The organism is Pseudomonas sp. NPDC087697 (assembly GCF_044743155.1).
Taxonomy (GTDB): Bacteria; Pseudomonadota; Gammaproteobacteria; order Pseudomonadales; family Pseudomonadaceae; genus Aquipseudomonas.
This window is the reverse complement of the sequence record NZ_JBIUVW010000036.1, coordinates 1-16,753: the sequence shown is the minus strand read 5'-3', so window position 1 is coordinate 16,753 and position 16,753 is coordinate 1. Positions and strand designations below refer to the sequence as shown.

The 16,753-nt window shown below is 60.4% G+C and carries 16 protein-coding genes; 9 read left to right on the top strand and 7 right to left on the bottom strand.

Going from position 1 to position 16,753, the window contains the following annotated elements; genetic code table 11:
- Positions 1-36: 36 nt before the first annotated feature.
- Positions 37-927 (top strand): ABC transporter permease subunit, encoded by an 891-nt coding sequence (locus ACIPIN_RS21280; RefSeq protein ID WP_401121761.1) that lies wholly within the window; start codon positions 37-39, stop codon positions 925-927.
- A 123-nt stretch (positions 928-1,050) separates the two neighbouring features.
- On the opposite strand, the gene ACIPIN_RS21275 is transcribed toward ACIPIN_RS21280, so the two are convergent.
- Complete coding sequence (locus ACIPIN_RS21275; RefSeq protein ID WP_401121759.1) at positions 1,051-1,692, bottom strand: HD domain-containing protein; 642 nt, start codon at positions 1,690-1,692, stop codon at positions 1,051-1,053.
- Positions 1,693-2,065: 373 nt separating this feature from the next.
- On the opposite strand from ACIPIN_RS21275, the gene ACIPIN_RS21270 reads away from it, so the two are divergent.
- Positions 2,066-3,031 (top strand): GlxA family transcriptional regulator, encoded by a 966-nt coding sequence (locus tag ACIPIN_RS21270; RefSeq protein ID WP_401121757.1) that lies wholly within the window; start codon positions 2,066-2,068, stop codon positions 3,029-3,031.
- A gap of 292 nt (positions 3,032-3,323) precedes the next feature.
- Here the strand turns inward: ACIPIN_RS21270 and ACIPIN_RS21265 are convergent, their stop codons facing one another.
- Positions 3,324-5,735 (bottom strand): penicillin acylase family protein, encoded by a 2,412-nt coding sequence (locus tag ACIPIN_RS21265; protein WP_401121754.1) that lies wholly within the window; start codon positions 5,733-5,735, stop codon positions 3,324-3,326.
- Positions 5,736-5,837: 102 nt separating this feature from the next.
- The gene (locus ACIPIN_RS21260; protein ID WP_401121751.1) at positions 5,838-6,422 is read right to left on the bottom strand and encodes a DUF6436 domain-containing protein; all 585 of its coding nucleotides are present in this window, start codon (positions 6,420-6,422) and stop codon (positions 5,838-5,840) included.
- A gap of 109 nt (positions 6,423-6,531) precedes the next feature.
- Between ACIPIN_RS21260 and ACIPIN_RS21255 the strand changes: the two genes are divergently transcribed.
- Positions 6,532-7,485, top strand: coding sequence for an alpha/beta hydrolase (locus ACIPIN_RS21255; RefSeq protein ID WP_401121749.1), 954 nt, complete (start codon positions 6,532-6,534; stop codon positions 7,483-7,485).
- Between the two features lie 114 nt (positions 7,486-7,599).
- Here the strand turns inward: ACIPIN_RS21255 and ACIPIN_RS21250 are convergent, their stop codons facing one another.
- Positions 7,600-8,352: a DUF2059 domain-containing protein gene (locus ACIPIN_RS21250; RefSeq protein ID WP_401121746.1), complete on the bottom strand. Its 753-nt coding sequence runs from the start codon at positions 8,350-8,352 to the stop codon at positions 7,600-7,602.
- A 132-nt stretch (positions 8,353-8,484) separates the two neighbouring features.
- Here ACIPIN_RS21250 and ACIPIN_RS21245 point away from each other — a divergent pair, with 132 nt between their 5' ends.
- Both ACIPIN_RS21245 and ACIPIN_RS21240 read left to right on the top strand, forming a co-directional pair.
- On the top strand, positions 8,485-9,117 hold the full coding sequence (locus tag ACIPIN_RS21245) for a 2OG-Fe(II) oxygenase (RefSeq protein ID WP_401121744.1): 633 nt from the start codon (positions 8,485-8,487) through the stop codon (positions 9,115-9,117).
- Positions 9,118-9,119: 2 nt separating this feature from the next.
- Complete coding sequence (locus tag ACIPIN_RS21240) at positions 9,120-9,623, top strand: DUF523 domain-containing protein (RefSeq protein ID WP_401121742.1); 504 nt, start codon at positions 9,120-9,122, stop codon at positions 9,621-9,623.
- Positions 9,624-9,744: 121 nt separating this feature from the next.
- Here ACIPIN_RS21240 and ACIPIN_RS21235 read toward each other — a convergent pair whose 3' ends face one another.
- A complete protein-coding gene (locus tag ACIPIN_RS21235; RefSeq protein ID WP_401121739.1) occupies positions 9,745-10,518 on the bottom strand; it encodes a transporter substrate-binding domain-containing protein in 774 nt (257 codons plus the stop codon).
- Positions 10,519-10,650: 132 nt separating this feature from the next.
- Between ACIPIN_RS21235 and ACIPIN_RS21230 the strand changes: the two genes are divergently transcribed.
- Positions 10,651-11,088, top strand: coding sequence for a DUF4399 domain-containing protein (locus ACIPIN_RS21230; protein ID WP_401121737.1), 438 nt, complete (start codon positions 10,651-10,653; stop codon positions 11,086-11,088).
- A gap of 113 nt (positions 11,089-11,201) precedes the next feature.
- Here ACIPIN_RS21230 and serA read toward each other — a convergent pair whose 3' ends face one another.
- Complete coding sequence (gene serA / locus ACIPIN_RS21225; protein WP_401121734.1) at positions 11,202-12,431, bottom strand: phosphoglycerate dehydrogenase; 1,230 nt, start codon at positions 12,429-12,431, stop codon at positions 11,202-11,204.
- A 204-nt stretch (positions 12,432-12,635) separates the two neighbouring features.
- On the opposite strand from serA, the gene ACIPIN_RS21220 reads away from it, so the two are divergent.
- The 3 genes from ACIPIN_RS21220 (at position 12,636) to ACIPIN_RS21210 (ending at position 15,745) form a co-directional block, all read left to right on the top strand.
- On the top strand, positions 12,636-14,030 hold the full coding sequence (locus tag ACIPIN_RS21220) for an FAD-binding oxidoreductase (protein WP_401121732.1): 1,395 nt from the start codon (positions 12,636-12,638) through the stop codon (positions 14,028-14,030).
- Between the two features lie 40 nt (positions 14,031-14,070).
- Positions 14,071-14,736 (top strand): fumarylacetoacetate hydrolase family protein, encoded by a 666-nt coding sequence (locus ACIPIN_RS21215; protein WP_401121729.1) that lies wholly within the window; start codon positions 14,071-14,073, stop codon positions 14,734-14,736.
- A 91-nt stretch (positions 14,737-14,827) separates the two neighbouring features.
- Positions 14,828-15,745 (top strand): SdiA-regulated domain-containing protein, encoded by a 918-nt coding sequence (locus tag ACIPIN_RS21210; RefSeq protein WP_401121727.1) that lies wholly within the window; start codon positions 14,828-14,830, stop codon positions 15,743-15,745.
- A gap of 141 nt (positions 15,746-15,886) precedes the next feature.
- Here ACIPIN_RS21210 and rpiA read toward each other — a convergent pair whose 3' ends face one another.
- Positions 15,887-16,561 carry a ribose-5-phosphate isomerase RpiA gene (rpiA, locus tag ACIPIN_RS21205; RefSeq protein WP_401121724.1) on the bottom strand — a complete coding sequence of 225 codons (675 nt, stop codon included), beginning with the start codon at positions 16,559-16,561 and terminating at the stop codon, positions 15,887-15,889.
- Between the last annotated feature and the right edge of the window lie 192 nt (positions 16,562-16,753).

The window sequence follows — 16,753 nt, the reverse complement described above, 5'->3', positions numbered from 1 at the left end:
CACCCGCAGTCAGGCCAAGGAAATGGAGGGTAAAGAATGAAGCGCTTCCGTTTCTCCAGCCTGATGCTGGTGCTCGGCCTGTTGTTCATCTACCTGCCGATGCTGATCCTGGTGATCTACTCGTTCAACGCCTCGAAACTGGTGACGGTTTGGGGGGGCTGGTCGATCAAGTGGTATGTCGGTCTGTTGGACAACACTCAACTGATGGGCTCGGTGGTGCGCTCGCTGGAAATCGCCTGCTACACCGCGATTGCCGCCGTAGCGCTGGGTACGCTGGCGGCCTTCGTGCTGACCCGCGTGACCCGTTTCAAGGGCCGCACGCTGTTCGGCGGCCTGGTTACCGCGCCATTGGTAATGCCGGAAGTGATTACCGGCCTGTCGCTGTTGCTGCTGTTCGTGGCCATGGCGCAGATGATCGGCTGGCCGCAGGAACGGGGTTTGGTGACGATCTGGATCGCTCACACCACCTTCTGCGCCGCCTATGTAGCGGTGGTGGTGTCGGCGCGCTTGCGTGAGCTGGACCTGTCCATCGAAGAGGCGGCAATGGACCTCGGTGCGCGGCCGTGGAAGGTGTTCTTCCTGATCACCATTCCAATGATCGCGCCGTCGCTGGCAGCGGGCGGCATGATGTCGTTTGCCCTGTCGCTGGATGACCTGGTGCTGGCGAGCTTCGTCTCCGGGCCGGGTTCCACGACTTTGCCGATGGAAGTGTTCTCGGCGGTGCGTCTGGGCGTGAAGCCCGAGATCAACGCCGTGGCCAGCCTGATTCTGCTGGCGGTGTCGATCGTCACCTTCATGGTCTGGTTCTTCAGCCGCCGTGCTGAAGAAAGTCGCAAACGTGCGATCCAGCAAGCCATCGAAGAGGGCGCTGCGGACTCCTGGAAACAACCGGACGTACGCCGCGCACAAGCACCGGAAGCGGCTTAAACCTGATGCCGGGTTAATCCGGGTCAAATGTGGGAGCGAGCCTGCTCGCGAAGGGGTCATGTCAGTCGACGCAGATGTCGACTGACACATCGCTTTCGCGAGCAGGCTCGCTCCCACAGGTTTTTATGCCACCCAAGGCGATGTGCGAATCACCTCGACGAAGTTCATCGGCTTGAACCCCGGTTCCTGATCCACCAACACATCGGTTTTCACGTTGCCGAAGGTGGTTTGCGGACGATGGCGCAGGCCGTTGGCAAAGGCGCAGATGATGCACTCCTTGAAACCCTCACCCCGTGGATGTGCGTGCACCACCGCTTCACGCTGCTCAGTTGGGAACGCCGCGTAGTTCATCCCCAGCACGTCCATTTCCACGCCGGCGGTGACCAGCGCCACGGTCGGCCGCAAATGCTTGGGTACGCCCGGCGTCGTGTGCAAAGCAATCGACAACCAGACCTGTTCGATGTCGTCATCGCTCAAGCCGTACGGTTTGAGAAAGGCTGCGGCCGCGTTGGCGCCGTCGACCTCGAAGCGTTCGTCATCGCTGCGATAACCGTCCACCAGGCCCAGGTCATGGAACATCGCACCGACGTACAGCAGCTCCGGGTCGTAAGCCAACTGTTGGCGTTCGCCGCTCAAGGCGCCGAACAGAAACACCCGGCGCGAGTGGTGGTAAAGCAGGTCGGACTCGATGTCGCGGATGTACTCGGTAGTGGCTCGGGCGAGGGCACTGTCGGGGATTTTGATGCCGGCGATGATGCTACTCATGGTAGTTGCCTCGTGGGAAACGCCGTGGCGGCGCTGATGAATCCAGTCTGTTCTGGCAGATGAGCGCGAACAATCGACACGAGGCTGCGATCCCGGCCAATCAGCGTGCACTTCGTGCCAGTTCGCTTATTGGTTGTGGATTGGCTAGGGTGTGAGTCAGATTTCCGAACGGTCGCAGCTCTGTAGCAGCTGTCGAGCTTGCGAGGCTGCGTTCGGCTGCGCAGCAGCCGTGAAATCAGGCGCAGCGGTCTTTCAAGAGTAAAGCGTGCACAGGGTTTACGACTGCTGCGCAGCCGAACGCCGCCTTCGGCAGCTGCTACGGATCCTGTGATGGCTGACATTCATATCAATGCCATTGAAGGCGTTTCGTCCCATGAGTAAATCCGTTGCCATCGTGGTGTTCTCCGGCGTCCAGTCGCTGGACGTCACGGGTCCCATGGATGTGTTTTCCGAGGCTAACCGGTTCCTCGCGCCAGAAGATCACTATCAACTGCAAGTTATCGGGCTCGAACACGGCGTGATGCCGTGCTCGAACGGTTTGGCGCTGCACGCTCATCGGCATTTCAGCGAGGCTTTGGAACCTTACGATTTGCTGTTGGTGGCCGGAGGGCCGAGGTTGCCGCTCGAGGATTTCGGCGCGCCGTTCCATGGCTGGTTGCGCGAGGCGAGTGCGCGTTCACAGCGCTTCGGTTCGATCTGCAACGGAGCCTTCCTGCTGGCCCGCGCCGGGCTGCTTGAAGGGCGTACGGTGACCACGCACTGGAGCGATGCCGCCGCGTTGGCGGCGTTGTGTCCGTCGACCCGGGTCGAAGCCGATCGGCTCTATGTCGAGGACGCGGAGCTCTTCACCTCGGCGGGCGTCACGGCGGGGATTGATCTGTCGTTGTACTTGCTGGCCAAGGACCACGGCCCGCAAGTCGCATTGAGTGTGGCCAAGCGGCTGGTGGTGTTCACCCAGCGCTCCGGCGGGCAATCGCAGTTCAGCCCGTTTCTGACACCGCACGCCGAAGCGACGTCGCCGGTGGCGAGGGTTCAGCACTACGTGTTGGCCAATTTGACCGGTGACCTGGGCATCGCCGACCTGGCCACGGCGGCCAACATGAGCGCGCGCAATTTTTCGCGGGTATTTGCCCGGGAAGCCGGAGTCACCCCGGCAGAGTTCGTTGAGCAGGCGCGGGTGGATGCCGCCCGGGTGATGCTGGAAAGCTCGCGGGCACCGCTCAAGACCGTCGCGTACCAATGCGGTTTTCGCGATGCCCAGCACATGCGCAGCGTGTTCAACCGGCGGCTGGGCGTAACACCGCAGCAATTTCGGCTGAATTTTGCGGCGATGCTTTGAGCGGTACGGTGGCGACACGTACAGTTTTGTCCACTCGGGCAGTTTGCGTTTGCCCGATCCGCTCAGTTATTTATCCAATCGTCGCAAATGAACTCGATCAGCAAGAAGTTCAAGGAAACCTACGGCGAAGCGCCGGGGGATTTAGATTTGTGTTGCCTGCCAGGGCCTCATCGCGAGCAAGCTCGCTCCCACATTAGATCTTCAGCGGACACAGTATTTGTGTACGAAGCAGATCAAGTGTGGGAGCGAGCTTGCTCGCGATGACGGCAGCCCTACCAACAAAAATCTCGACCTACTGCGCCACCCGCGCTGGCAACAGCTTCAGGGTGCTGCGGGTATTGGCCGTCACTTCTTCTTCGTTGAAATGCGCCTCATGGTAGACGCCTTCGATGTAGGCCTCAGCCTGATCATCGTAGTGTGAATCGAACGGCACACCGCTTTGGCCGACCGGGTTGATGGTCAGGCCGTGGGCCGGGTCGGCAAAGTCGATGATCCGCCGGGTCGAAGGGCCGTAGGTCACTGGCCACGGTGCCGGGCCGATTTTGGCCGAGAGGTTGTTCGGCACTTCGTGGCTGCCGGGGGCCTCGAACGGGCCGACGTTGAAGATTAGATCCAGCGGTTTTTGCATGCCCAGCGGATGGCCGTGGGTCAGGGTGTGAGCGGTGCCCCACAGCCATTGCGACGGGTCAGGGCCGAGGGTGGTTTTCAGGTGGGCGATACTTGCCTGCCACGCGGCTTTGACGATGTCGGCACGGGTTTCCTTGCCGAGCGTATGGTGGTTGTCCCACCACGGTGAATCGGGGGAGGCAGCCAGCCGTGGCAACGCGGCATCGATCACACGCGTCGAGAGCAGCGTCTCGAAAAAGCTGTCGCCGAGCTGGTCGTGAAACGCCCCATCGGCCAGGTTGAACACGAACTGGTTGAACAGAGTGGCGCTGGTGGAGTACAGCGGGTAATCGCCTTTCCATTGCGCCAGCTGTTCGACCAGTTTCAACTCTTGCGGGTCGCTGACCACTTCACGCAGTACCGGCAACAGCGGCGCCAGCAGTCGAGGGCCGTATCCGGTGGTGGTGCCCAGTTGCAGTTTTTGGCTGGCGTCGACGTCCCACTTCACGCTCTTGTCGCTGAGCTGGCGGTTGAGCTGCTGACCGCGATCCGGCAGGTTGTAGTAGCCAGGGATTTTCATGCCTGTCGGCGAAACCGGCTGGAAGTTGGCCGAGACGATGTAACCGCGTGCCGGGTTCTCTTCCTGCGGGTTGGCGCTGAACGGGTAGAAACCTTCCTTGTCAGCCTGATTGGTGCTGCCGTCGAGAATAAACCCCGGATCGACCCCGGCCGGGCGCTTGGGCAGTTGTGCCGCAGCCCACCAGCCGATGTCACCCTTGGCGTTAGCCCAGACGATATTCAGCCCCGGCGCATGAATCTTGGCCGCCGCCGCACGGGCCTTGGCGAGGGTGTCGGCGCGATTGAGCTGGTAGAAAGCTTCGAGGATTGGGTTCTGCGTTTCGAGGAACCCCCACCACATGGCGATTGGCGTCTTGCCGGCGCTGGCGCCGAGCACGTCGTTGATGATCGGGCCGTGGGGCGACTGACGCAGCATCAACGTGACGGACGCCTGGCCCTTCACGGCAATCTGTTGTTCGGTGTTGACCATGTCGACCCACTTGCCGTGATACCAGACCTGGTTGGCATTGTCCGGGTTGATCTTCTCCGCGATCAGGTCGAGGTCGTCGTTCTGGAACATGGTCAGGCTCCAACCGAAGTCCAGGTTGTGGCCGAGGAAGGCAAAAGGCACCAATGCCTGATGGTGCCCATAGAGCTCGAAACCTGGCGCCGACAGTTGCGCTTCGTACCACACCGACGGTGTCGAAAAGCGAATGTGTGGATCGCCGGCCAACAGCGGTTTGCCGCTTTGGGTGCGAGTACCGGAAATCACCCAGGCATTGCTGCCCTCGAACTGCGGCAGGCCGTTGTCGGCCAACGCTTGCTCACTCAGACGAGCAATGGCGTTGAGGTCTTTCCAGTCAGTGGCGGAGAGCGTTGGAGCCTTGCTGGATTGACGCTTGGCCAACACGCCCTTGGGCTGCCAGTCGAGGTCGAAGACGTTCAGGTAATCGCTGCCCAGATGATCGCGCACATAGGTCAGCAACGGTTCGGTGCGAAACGCCGCAGCAAAGCTGTAGGCCATGTAGCCGGCGACGCTGACGCTGTCTTCAGCGGTGAACGCGCGCTTATGGATGCCCAGTACGTCGAACTCCACCGGTGCGGCGTGGCTGTCCTGATACTGGTTGATCCCGTCCAGATAGGCTTGCAGAGCCTTCCATGCCGGGGACTGGCGGTCGAGTGCGGCCACGTAGCTCTCGGCGCGCTCGCGGATGCGCAGGCTGCGGAACAGTTTGTCGGTGTCGAGCAGTTTTGGCCCGAGGACTTCGGCCAGTTCGCCACGAGACAGGCGCCGCATGATTTCCATCTGGAACAGCCGGTCCTGGGCGTGTACGTATCCGAGGGCGCGATAGAGGTCGGTTTCGTTCTCGGCGCGAATATGCGGCACGCCGCGCTCGTCGTAGCGCACCGTCACCGAGCCTTGCAGGCGTTGCAGTTCCACCTGGCCCTGACGCGTCGGTTGCTTGCTGTACACGTACCAGCCAGCGCCTGCCGCGAGGGCGACAAGTAGCAGGGCCAGTAGGGTCAGGACGCGTTTCATTGTGACTCCTTGTTCTTCGGGGTTGCCGCCAGCCGGGGCCGTCAACATTTAGCACAGACCTTGTGCGCCGGGCATCACTTTCCTTGAAAAGTCCGGAATGCCCTAACGTGTTTCGTTGGCCGTCGCCCACGGGCAGTAGCAGCCCACCGCCAGGGTATGCGTGGCATTCACCGGGCGGTCTTCGCTCAGGGCTTGCAGGATCGGTTCGATGAAGCTGTTGCTGGAGTTGCAGGTCAGGCCTTCGCTGTACGGCCCGAAATACGCCAGTTTGCCGCTGCGATCCCAGATCGCTACCGCTGGGCTGGCGGGGATCTGCTCGGAGCCTGGCAGGGCGTCGAGGGTTTTCAGGCGGCTCAAGGTGCTGGGTAACTGACCATGACTGCCGGGTTTCTGTACCGCGTAAAACTCGACGCCTTGCGGCACAAAGTGCTCAAGCAGTTCGGCCAGGTGTTGTTGATTGCCGACGTTGCACGGGCAGGCCGGGTCCCAGAAATGCACGACGCGAATCGGGCCGGGGCCGGCGAGGTTGGCGGGAAGGCTCAGTGGATCTCCGGAAAACACCGCCGTGTGTGAGCTGAACGCTCGCAGGTAGCGCCCCTGAAACCAGTCATACGCGACCCACAGCACACCAGCGCACACAAGGGCGAGCAGGCAGGCAAGCAGTGTCGTGCGGTAGTGCGGGCGCATACGGAACCATCCTTGAAGGTCGCGTAGCTTGCCATGCTTGCCGCGACAGATGAATATCGCAGGGCCATAAAGTCTGTTTCGCGCTCCGCGCTTTGCCTGGAAATTCGTCATGCCTGCGACCTTCAACCCCGATCATCTGCGTGCCAGCCTGCGGCCCTTGGCCGAGGCGCAGCCGTTGTCGGAGGAGGCGCAGGCCTATCAGCATTTTTATGGGCTGGATTTCCCGCAGCACAGCGTGCCGGTCAAACGTGGGCTCGGTAATTTCAAGGTCGGTGGCTATCAGTTGGTCAGCCAGGTCTGGTGGCCGCAGCGGGCGGTGGCGACGATGTTCGTATTCCACGGTTTCTACGATCACATGGGCCTTTATCGGCATGTGATCGAATGGGCGCTGGATCAGGGGTTCGTGGTGATTGCCTGCGATTTGCCGGGGCATGGACTGTCCAGCGGCGAGCGCGCGAGCATCAAGGATTTCGCCGAGTATCAGGCGGCGCTGCAAGGGTTGTTCGATGAGGCGCACTCTCTCGACCTGCCGCAACCGTGGCACCTGTGTGGGCAGAGTACGGGCGGCGCGATTGTCATCGACCATGTGCTGAACCAAGGTGCAGACAGTCCGGCGCAAGGGCAGGTGGTGCTGCTTTCGCCGCTGGTTCGGCCGCGCTCCTGGGGTTGGTCGCAGTTCAGTTATTACCTGATGAGGCCTTTCGTCAAAGGCATCGCCCGGCGTTTCAGCGAGAACACCAACGACCCGGCGTTCTTGCCCTTCCTGCAAGCCGATCCGTTACAGCCGCTGCGCTTGCCGACCGCCTGGGTCGGGGCGCTGGCGCGGTGGATCAAGCGTATCGAAGCGGCTCCGCGCAGCAGTCGCCGGCCACTGATCATCCAGGGGCAGGCGGACATGACGGTGGACTGGGAACACAACCTTGAAGTGCTGGGGGGCAAGTTCGATCGGCCGCAGGTGTTGAAGCTGCCCGAGGCCCGCCATCATCTGGCAAATGAAACCCAGGCGTTGCGCCAGGAGTATTTCGGGTTTTTGACCAAGCGGATGAAGGGGAGAAATTCCTAGCGACTGTTATGACGTCATCGCGAGCAGGCTCGCTCCCACATTGGTTTTATGTCGTTCACAGATCCAGTGTGGGAGCGAGCCTGCTCGCGATGGCGATTTTCCAGATGCCGAAAATTATTGGCTAAGGCTCGACGTACTTTGCCCCACCGCCAGCCCAGCCCGAATCGCCGCCAACGCCGCTTGATAATAAGCCTTGCCTTCAGAGGACTCGGCAAACGTGGCGAACTCCTCCAGTTCGTCATCCGATAAATCGCGATAAACGTAGAGCAGGGTGTTGTTCAAGTCGGAGCCGATCTGTTCCATCAAGCGCTGGCGTTGGCCGTTCAGCATGCCTTGGGCCTGACCGCCGCCGAGCAGGCCGGGGATCATCTGGCTCAGGCTGTCGGCCGCCACACCGGCAATCGCCAGGCTGACTTCAGCCCCAGCCTCGCGCGCCGGCAGTGCCTGGGCCAAATGACCAATGATCAACTGACGGGTGTCGCTGGCTTCGACTTTCGGCAGGCCCTTGGCGTTCTTCGCCAACTGGTCGCGGCGGGTCGCCAGCAGCTCGGCAGCAATGATTTTGCGCCCCAGTGGCGACTGGAAAAACGCCAGCGCAGGTGCAGGATCGGCAAGGTGTTTGCGCAGTTGTGCTTCGGCTCGACGGTCCATGGCCTGCGGGGCAAAGCGCTGATTGCTGTTATCGACCAGGGCCTGGAACACCGCGGGCGGCAGGCTGCTTTGGTAGCGCTGCTGGGCGGCGGCGAGGGCATCGTTAAAATGCGCGCGTTGGTCTGGCCAACCGGCGACCTTGTACAACTGGTCGTGGCCGTCTGCCCAGGTGGGCAAAGTGCAGAGCATCAACAGTGAAAAAAGCAAACGGCGCATAAGGACTCCTGTCAGCAGGCGACTATTCTCCGGGGCCGGACACAGGTTGTCGAGAATTCGTATCAGGTCCATCAGCTTATCCGACGATCCTCCGCTATGCGGCTCTGTCGGATTTGCTGGCGCAGGAATACTATGCGCGCCATGCAAATACCCTCTGATCACCCGCTGCTGTTACGTATCGTCGACGACCTGGCTGAACACGGCTGGTCGCAGCAGAATATTTTCCTGCCCCAGGCTCTGACCCTGGAACTGGCAGCTGAGTGCCGTAAACGTGCGGCCGAGGGTGAACTGGCGCCGGCGGCAGTGGGGCGTGGGCCTTTCTCGGAAATTCGCGAAGGCATTCGCGGTGACCATATTCAGTGGCTGGAGCCCGGGCAGGTCGACGCCTGTGACAGCTATCTGGGGTTGATGGACAGTCTGCGTGAGGCAATGAACCGTGGGTTGTTTCTCGGGCTTGAGGATTTCGAAAGCCATTTCGCGCTGTACCCGCCGGGGGCGTATTACCTCAAGCACGTCGACCGCTTTCGTGACGACGACCGGCGCATGGTTTCAGCGGTCATCTACCTCAACGACGGCTGGCTGCCGAAGCATGGCGGCCAGTTGCGGATGTATCTGGAGGGGAGAGCCCCGCACGATGTGGTGCCCACCGGCGGTTGCCTGGTGGTATTCCTGTCGGGTGAAGTGCCCCATGAAGTCCTGCCCGCGACCCGCGAACGCCTGTCCTTGACGGGCTGGTTTCGCCGGCGCGGCAACGAGCCGTTCTGATCATGCAGAAAATCCTGGTGAGTCGTTGTCTGCTGGGCCACCGCGTACGTTACGACGGCGGGGCCAGTGGGCCGTTCAATCAGCTGGAGCAGTGGATCGCCGAAGGTCGGGTGATTCCCTTGTGCCCGGAAGTTGCCGGCGGTTTGCCAACGCCACGGGCAGCGGCGGAAATTCCTGGCGGGCAGGGCGTTCAGGTGCTCGACGGTACTGCGCGAGTGATAACGACCGAGGGCGAGGACGTCAGCGCCGAGTTTCTCTCGGGTGCCCATCAGGCATTGGAACTGGTGCAAAAACACGCTATCCGCATCGCCGTGCTCAAGGCCAATAGCCCGTCCTGCGGCAACCTGCTGACCTATGACGGGACCTTCAGCGGGGTCAAGGTCAGCGGCGAGGGCGTCACCGCTGCGTTGCTGACCCGCAATGGGGTGCAGGTGTTCAGCGAGCTGGAGTTGGCTGAGGCTGCGGTCGCGTTGGCCGAACTCATCCAACAGCCTTCACATAACTAATGTGGGAGCGGGCTTGCTCGCGAAAGCGGTCTGTCACACAACATCAATGTTAAATGTGATGGCCTCTTCGCGAGCAAGTCGGATCGCCGCACCGCCGCTCCCACATTGGATCTCCATTGGATTACGGTTTCGGCGGTTGGCTTGCGTCCATGCCGAACCATTTCTCCGACAGCGCCATCAGCCGGCCGTCCGCCTTGATCCGTTGCAGGGCCCGGTCGAGGCTGGCCTGGAACGCCGGATTACCTTTCTGAAACGGAATCGCCAGGCTCAGGGTTGGACCGACCTTGGCACCTTCTTTTACCGGTAGACGACTGTCGCGAATGGCGTAGGGGATCAGCAAGCGATCGCTGATGGCCGCGTCGATCTGCTTGTCTGCCACATCCTTGAGTGGCTGCTGCGCATCGGGATAGCTGCGCAGGTCAATGCCTTCAACGCCGCGCGCCTGTTCGACGAACTGGCTGCCTTGCGCTACACCCAGGGCCTGGCCCTTGAGTGCCAACAAAGTGCCGAGCGGACGTTGTTCTTCCTGGCGAACGATCAATTGTGCGCTTGAATAACTATAAGGCTCGCTGAAGTCGAAACGATCCTTGAGCTCCGGGGTCAGTGCTATGTGGTTGATGGCGACGTCGTACTTGCCGCTCTCGACCCCCGGCAGCAGATCGGTTGAATCAGTGACAACGAAGTCGGCGCGCACATCCAGCTCAACGGCCAGCAGTTGGCCCAGTTCGACTTCGAAGCCGCTGAGCTTGCCGTCTTCCTTGAAATTGAACGGTGGTGTGTTGGCTTCAAGCGCAATGCGCAGTTCGCCACGGTCGTTTACATCGTCGATCAGTTCGGCGTGAGCAAAAGGGCTCACAAGGGGCAGCAACAATATCAGGCCAGGCAGAAAGCGCATGGTCACTCCTTGAATTCATTATGTGCGACGCGCTGTTTCGGTGCGCTTTACCAGGGTGTTGAGGTGCTTCGACAACGAATTGCTACGAAGTTGTCACAACCGTAAAGATTAAGTTCAAAACTGGAGAAAAGAATGAAAACCTTTATGTCACGTGCAGTTCTCACCGGTCTGATGCTCAGCGCTTCGATGCTGGTGAGCGCCGCGGACGTCCCCCGGACCAAGGCCCCAGAGGGTGCGAAGGTGTATATCGTCTCTCCGGCGGACGGTGCGACCGTAGACAAAACCTTCAAGGTCAGATTCGCGGTTGAAAAAATTGCCCTGGCGCCAGCAGGCGATCAGACCCCACATACCGGGCACCATCACCTGCTGATCGACGTCGACAAATTACCGGCCGAGAACATGCCGATCCCGGCGGACGCCAACCACCTGCACTTCGGCAAAGCCCAGACCGAAACCGACGTGACCCTGACGCCGGGCAAGCACACTTTGCAACTGGAACTGGGCGACAAGAACCACGTGCCGTTCGACGCGCCGATTGTCTCGAAAAAAATCACTGTGACAGTGAAATAAAGGCAGCGCCAACAAAAAGGGAGACCCGCGGGTCTCCCTTTTCATTGGCTTCAAGCTTCAAGCAACAGCCAGACCTCGACTTGCCGCTTGAAGCTTAAAGCTTGTAGCTGCCCTTAAAACAACACGCGGCAACGAATGGTGCCGTTGATGTGTTGCAGCTTCTCTTGCGCCAGGTCCGAGTATTCGGCGTCGACGTCGATCACGACGTAGCCGACTTTCTCGTTGGTCTGCAGGAACTGACCGGAAATGTTGATGCCGTTTTCGGCGAAAACCTTGTTGATCTCGCTCATCACACCCGGGATGTTCTCGTGGATGTGCAGCAAACGGTGCTTGCCAGGGTGCGCCGGCAGGGCCACTTCCGGGAAGTTGACCGAGGACACCGACGTACCGTTGTCGCTGTACTTGACCAGCTTTTCAGCCACTTCCAGGCCGATGTTGGCTTGTGCTTCAGCGGTGGAGCCGCCGATGTGCGGGGTCAGGATCACGTTGTCCAGGCCACGCAGCGGGCTTGCGAACTCTTCGTCGTTGGAGCGTGGCTCCACCGGGAATACGTCGATGGCCGCGCCGATCAGGTGCTTGTCCTTGATCGCGTCCGCCAGGGCGTCCAGCTCGACCACGGTGCCGCGAGCAGCGTTGATCAGGATTCCGCCCTTCTTGATGGCGCGGATTTCTTTCTCGCCGATCATCCACTGGGTGGCAGCGGTTTCCGGTACGTGCAGGGTCACGATGTCGGACATGCCCAGCAGCTCGTGCAGGTTGCCGACCTGGGTGGCGTTACCCAGAGGCAGCTTGGTCACGGTGTCGTAGAAGTACACCTGCATGCCCAGACCTTCAGCCAGGACCGACAGTTGCGTACCGATCGAGCCGTAACCGACGATACCCAGCTTCTTGCCGCGGATTTCGAAGGAGTTGGCCGCGCTTTTGATCCAGCCGCCACGGTGGCAGGAAGCGTTCTTCTCAGGGATGCCGCGCAGCAACAGGATCGCTTCAGCCAGCACCAGCTCGGCCACCGAACGGGTGTTGGAGTACGGTGCGTTGAAGACAGCGATGCCGCGTTCGCGAGCAGCGTTGAGGTCGACCTGGTTGGTGCCGATGCAGAAACAGCCAACAGCCACCAGTTTCTTCGCGTGATCGAAGATTTCTTCGGTCAGTTGAGTGCGGGAGCGAATGCCGATGAAGTGAGCATCAGCGATCTTTTCCTTCAGCTGGGCTTCCGGCAGAGAACCCGTCAGGTACTCGATGCTGGTGTAGCCCGCCGCCTTGAGGACGTCGACAGCCGATTGGTGGACGCCTTCGAGAAGAAGGAACTTGATCTTGCTCTTATCGAGAGAAGTCTTGCTCATCTGCGTAAACCTGTGTCCCGGAGAAAAATGGCAGGGAAGTGGCCAGCAGACGCTGACCCGAGCGGCAGGAAAGCCGTCGCCGCAGAACAGCCTTTGGGCACTATCCTGCGGGGGCGGTATGCTAGCATATGCACCCCGCAAACACTCATTCCTGCGACGTGAAGCGTACTCAGGATGACCATGAATTGTTCGAGAGTTCTGTCGATGACCAATCCCGCCCTGATTGAAGAGCTGAAGACCCTGGTTGAGCCTGGCAAGGTGCTGACCGATGCCGACTCCCTGAATGCTTACGGTAAGGATTGGACCAAGCATTACGCCCCGGCCCCGACGGCCATCGTGTTCCCCAAGACCACCGAGCAGGTCCAGGCCATCGTCCGTTGGGCGAATGAGCACAAGATTGCGCTGGTGCCGTCCGGCGGACGCACCGGGCTGTCCGCGGCTGCCGTGGCGGCCAATGGCGAAGTGGTGGTTTCCTTCGACTATATGAACCAGATCCTCGACGTGAACCTGACCGACCGTACTGCGGTCTGCCAGCCGGGCGTGGTCACCGAGCACTTGCAGAACGTGGCCGAAGAAAAAGGCCTGTACTACCCGGTGGACTTCGCTTCCGCTGGTTCCAGCCAGATTGGCGGCAATATCGGCACCAATGCCGGCGGGATCAAGGTTATTCGCTACGGCATGACCCGTAACTGGGTTGCTGGCATGAAAGTGGTGACCGGCAAGGGCGACCTGCTGGAACTGAACCGTGACCTGATCAAGAACGCCACCGGTTACGACCTCCGCCAACTGTTCATCGGCGCCGAAGGCACCCTGGGTTTCGTGGTCGAAGCGACCATGCGCCTTGATCGCGCCCCGAAAAACCTCACCGCGATGGTCCTCGGCACTGCCGACTTCGATTCGATCATGCCGGTGCTGCACGCGTTCCAGAGCAAGCTCGATCTGACCGCATTCGAATTCTTCTCCGACAAGGCTCTGGCCAAAGTCCTGGCGCGTGGTGATGTGCCGGCGCCGTTTGAATCCGATTGCCCGTTCTATGCGCTGCTGGAATTCGAAGCGACCACCGAAGAAGTGGCTAACCATGCGCTGGAAACCTTCGAACACTGCGTCGAAGAAGGCTGGGTGCTCGATGGCGTGATGAGTCAGAGCGAATCACAACTGCAAAACCTCTGGAAGCTGCGCGAATACATCTCCGAGACCATTTCCCACTGGACGCCGTACAAGAACGACATCTCGGTCACTGTGTCGAAAGTCCCGGCATTCCTGAAGGAAATCGATGCGATCGTCGGCGAACACTACCCGGATTTCGAAATCGTCTGGTTCGGCCACATCGGCGACGGCAACCTGCACTTGAACATCCTCAAGCCGGAAAACCTCAGCAAGGACGAGTTCTTCGCCAAGTGCGCGACCGTCAACAAGTGGGTGTTCGAAACCGTCGAGAAGTACAACGGCTCGATCTCCGCCGAGCATGGCGTGGGCATGACCAAACGCGATTACCTGACGTACAGCCGGTCGCCGGTTGAAATCGAATACATGAAAGCGGTCAAAGCGGTGTTCGACCCGAACGGCATCATGAACCCGGGCAAGATCTTCGCTGTTTGAAGCAGTTGTACCTGATGAATCAATAAGGCAGGAGTCGGTAATGAGCTATCAGCACCAGTATGTCGACGGTACGCGTATTCATTTCCCGGTCGGGAAAGTGGTGTGCATCGGGCGTAACTACGCCGAACACGCCAAGGAGCTGGATAACCCGGTGCCGACCGAGCCGCTGTTGTTCATCAAGCCGGGCAGTTGCGTGGTGCCGCTGGAAGGTGGTTTTGCGATTCCGGCCGAGCGTGGTTCGGTCCACTATGAAGCGGAAATCGCGGTGTTGATCGGCAAGCCATTGTCGACCAGGCCGAGCCGCGAAGAAGTGCTGGACGCGATCTCCGGGTTTGCACCGGGGCTGGACCTGACCTTGCGCGACAAGCAGGCCGAGCTCAAGTCCAAAGGTCTGCCGTGGGAAATCGCCAAGTCGTTCGACGGTGCCTGCGTGCTGGCGCCGTTCGTGGTCAGCAGCACCTTCGCGGACCTGACCGATATCGGTATCCGCCTGACCATCAACGGTGAAGTTCGCCAGGACGGCAACAGCAGCGCGATGCTCAACCCGATCGTGCCGATGATCCAGCACATGGCGGGCTGCTTCTCGCTGCAAGCCGGTGACGTGATAATGACCGGCACTCCGGCAGGCGTTGGTCCGTTGAACGTTGGCGATGAGCTGGTGCTGGAACTGCCGGGCGCCGGCAGCTTCAAGAGCAGCGTTCGCTAAACCAAAGATCGCAGCCTTCGCCGTTCCCCCGTAGGAGCTGGCGCAGCCTGCGATCTTTTGACCTTGCTCTTTGGTTTTCGAGCTTGCCTGCATGCGTCGCCTTGCCCGCCCCAAACCCTTTGTGCTGATCGTGTTTTTCGTCGCAGTCGTGGCGTTGGGCGCGGCTGGGCAACATTATCGTTTGTTCGAGCGCGGCGGGTTCAACCTGCAAGCCTGGTTGCACCCGGCCGACGCTCAGTCCATCGCGCTCAACGAGTACCAGGTGGTTGTCGAGGCGAAGGTCATTGATGGGCTGAGCGCTGACGTTTCGGCGCTGACGTTTGATCCGGTGCGCAAAAGCCTGTTCACCGTCACCAATAAAAAACCCGAACTGATCGAGCTGTCCCTCGACGGGCAAATCCTGCGCCGCGTGGCGCTGGTCGGCTTTGGCGACCCGCAAGCCGTTGAGTTCATCAGCGCCGACACCTATGTGATCGCCGATGAGTATCAACAGCGCCTGATCAAGGTCCATCTGACAGATGAGGCGGAGTTTTTGGACGCCTCGGATGCCGAGCAAATGACCCTTGGCGTGCACATGAGCAGCAATAAGGGCTTTGAAGGCCTGGCCTACGATTCAGTGGGCAAGCGGCTGTTCGTCGCCAAGGAGCGCGACCCGATGCTGATCTATGAAGTGCAGGGCTTCCCGCATTACAACCCGGAGAAGTTCTATGCGGTGCACGTGGTCAACAACCCCAAGCGCGATGCCGGGCTGTTCGTGCGTGATCTGTCGAGCCTGCAATATGACGAGCGCAGCGGCCATTTACTGGCACTGTCGGATGAGTCGCATCGGGTGCTGGAACTGGATATCGACGGTCGGCCGTTAAGCACGATGTCGCTGAACAAGGGACTTCAGGGTTTGCGCAAGACGGTGCCGCAAGCTGAAGGAATCGCTATGGACCACAGCGGCACGATGTACCTGGTCAGCGAGCCCAACCTGTTTTACGTCTTCAAGAAACCACCACAACCTTGATAGGCACCGCAAGACCAATGTGGGAGCGAGCTTGCTCGCGATGAGGTCATAACATTCAACATCCATGTCGACTGTCACACCGCTATCGCGAGCAAGCTCGCTCCCACAGGGGATAGTGCCAACCACAAATCCGTGTTCGCCTTACTCGGCGCGCAGGGTTTTCACGCCTTCGCTCGTGCCCAGCAGCAACAAGTCTGCCGGACGGGCGGCGAACAGGCCGTTGGTGACCACGCCGACGATAGCGTTGATCCGGGTCTCGAGCTCGACCGGGTTGGTGATCTGCATGTTGAATACGTCGAGGATGATGTTGCCGTTGTCGGTCAACACGCCTTCGCGGTAAACCGGGTCGCCGCCCAGTTTCACCAGTTCGCGGGCCACGTGGCTGCGGGCCATAGGGATCACTTCGACCGGCAACGGGAACGCGCCCAGGACCGGTACCAGTTTGCTGGCGTCGGCGATGCAGATGAAAGTCTTGGCCACGGCCGCAACGATCTTCTCGCGGGTCAGGGCGGCGCCGCCACCCTTGATCAGGTTCAGGTGTTCGTCGCTTTCATCGGCGCCGTCGACGTAGAACTCCAGGTCGCTGACGGTGTTGAGCTCATACACCGGAATGCCGTGGCCCTTGAGGCGCGCGGCGGTGGCTTCGGAGCTGGCAACCGCACCGTCGAACGCACCCTTGTGCAGGGCCAGTGCATCGATGAAACAGTTGGCGGTGGAGCCGGTGCCGACCCCGACGATGCTCTTGTCGTCGAGTTTTGGAAGGATGAAGTCGACGGCGGCCTGAGCCACTGCCTGTTTGAGTTGATCCTGGGTCATGCGGGCTCCGAAAGCGGGCAAGGGGAACTGAAGGCCGGCATTATAGGCTTCGGGGCAGGGAAGGTCATTGCCCGATTGGCGGGTCAAAAGATCGCACCTGTAGATACCGTCTTGAGCCTCACCGGGCAAGCGCAAGTTTCGGGTCAAAGGGTTGACCCGACTTGAGCACGCCGTAAACGAAGTGCAACAGCT

Coding starts and splice junctions, on each gene's coding strand:
- ACIPIN_RS21280 (WP_401121761.1), top strand. CDS start 37: ATGAAGCGCTTCCGTTTCTCCAGCCTGATGCTGGTGCTCGGCCTGTTG.
- ACIPIN_RS21275 (WP_401121759.1), bottom strand. CDS start 1,692: ATGAGTAGCATCATCGCCGGCATCAAAATCCCCGACAGTGCCCTCGCC.
- ACIPIN_RS21270 (WP_401121757.1), top strand. CDS start 2,066: ATGAGTAAATCCGTTGCCATCGTGGTGTTCTCCGGCGTCCAGTCGCTG.
- ACIPIN_RS21265 (WP_401121754.1), bottom strand. CDS start 5,735: ATGAAACGCGTCCTGACCCTACTGGCCCTGCTACTTGTCGCCCTCGCG.
- ACIPIN_RS21260 (WP_401121751.1), bottom strand. CDS start 6,422: ATGCGCCCGCACTACCGCACGACACTGCTTGCCTGCCTGCTCGCCCTT.
- ACIPIN_RS21255 (WP_401121749.1), top strand. CDS start 6,532: ATGCCTGCGACCTTCAACCCCGATCATCTGCGTGCCAGCCTGCGGCCC.
- ACIPIN_RS21250 (WP_401121746.1), bottom strand. CDS start 8,352: ATGCGCCGTTTGCTTTTTTCACTGTTGATGCTCTGCACTTTGCCCACC.
- ACIPIN_RS21245 (WP_401121744.1), top strand. CDS start 8,485: ATGCGCGCCATGCAAATACCCTCTGATCACCCGCTGCTGTTACGTATC.
- ACIPIN_RS21240 (WP_401121742.1), top strand. CDS start 9,120: ATGCAGAAAATCCTGGTGAGTCGTTGTCTGCTGGGCCACCGCGTACGT.
- ACIPIN_RS21235 (WP_401121739.1), bottom strand. CDS start 10,518: ATGCGCTTTCTGCCTGGCCTGATATTGTTGCTGCCCCTTGTGAGCCCT.
- ACIPIN_RS21230 (WP_401121737.1), top strand. CDS start 10,651: ATGAAAACCTTTATGTCACGTGCAGTTCTCACCGGTCTGATGCTCAGC.
- serA (WP_401121734.1), bottom strand. CDS start 12,431: ATGAGCAAGACTTCTCTCGATAAGAGCAAGATCAAGTTCCTTCTTCTC.
- ACIPIN_RS21220 (WP_401121732.1), top strand. CDS start 12,636: ATGACCAATCCCGCCCTGATTGAAGAGCTGAAGACCCTGGTTGAGCCT.
- ACIPIN_RS21215 (WP_401121729.1), top strand. CDS start 14,071: ATGAGCTATCAGCACCAGTATGTCGACGGTACGCGTATTCATTTCCCG.
- ACIPIN_RS21210 (WP_401121727.1), top strand. CDS start 14,828: ATGCGTCGCCTTGCCCGCCCCAAACCCTTTGTGCTGATCGTGTTTTTC.
- rpiA (WP_401121724.1), bottom strand. CDS start 16,561: ATGACCCAGGATCAACTCAAACAGGCAGTGGCTCAGGCCGCCGTCGAC.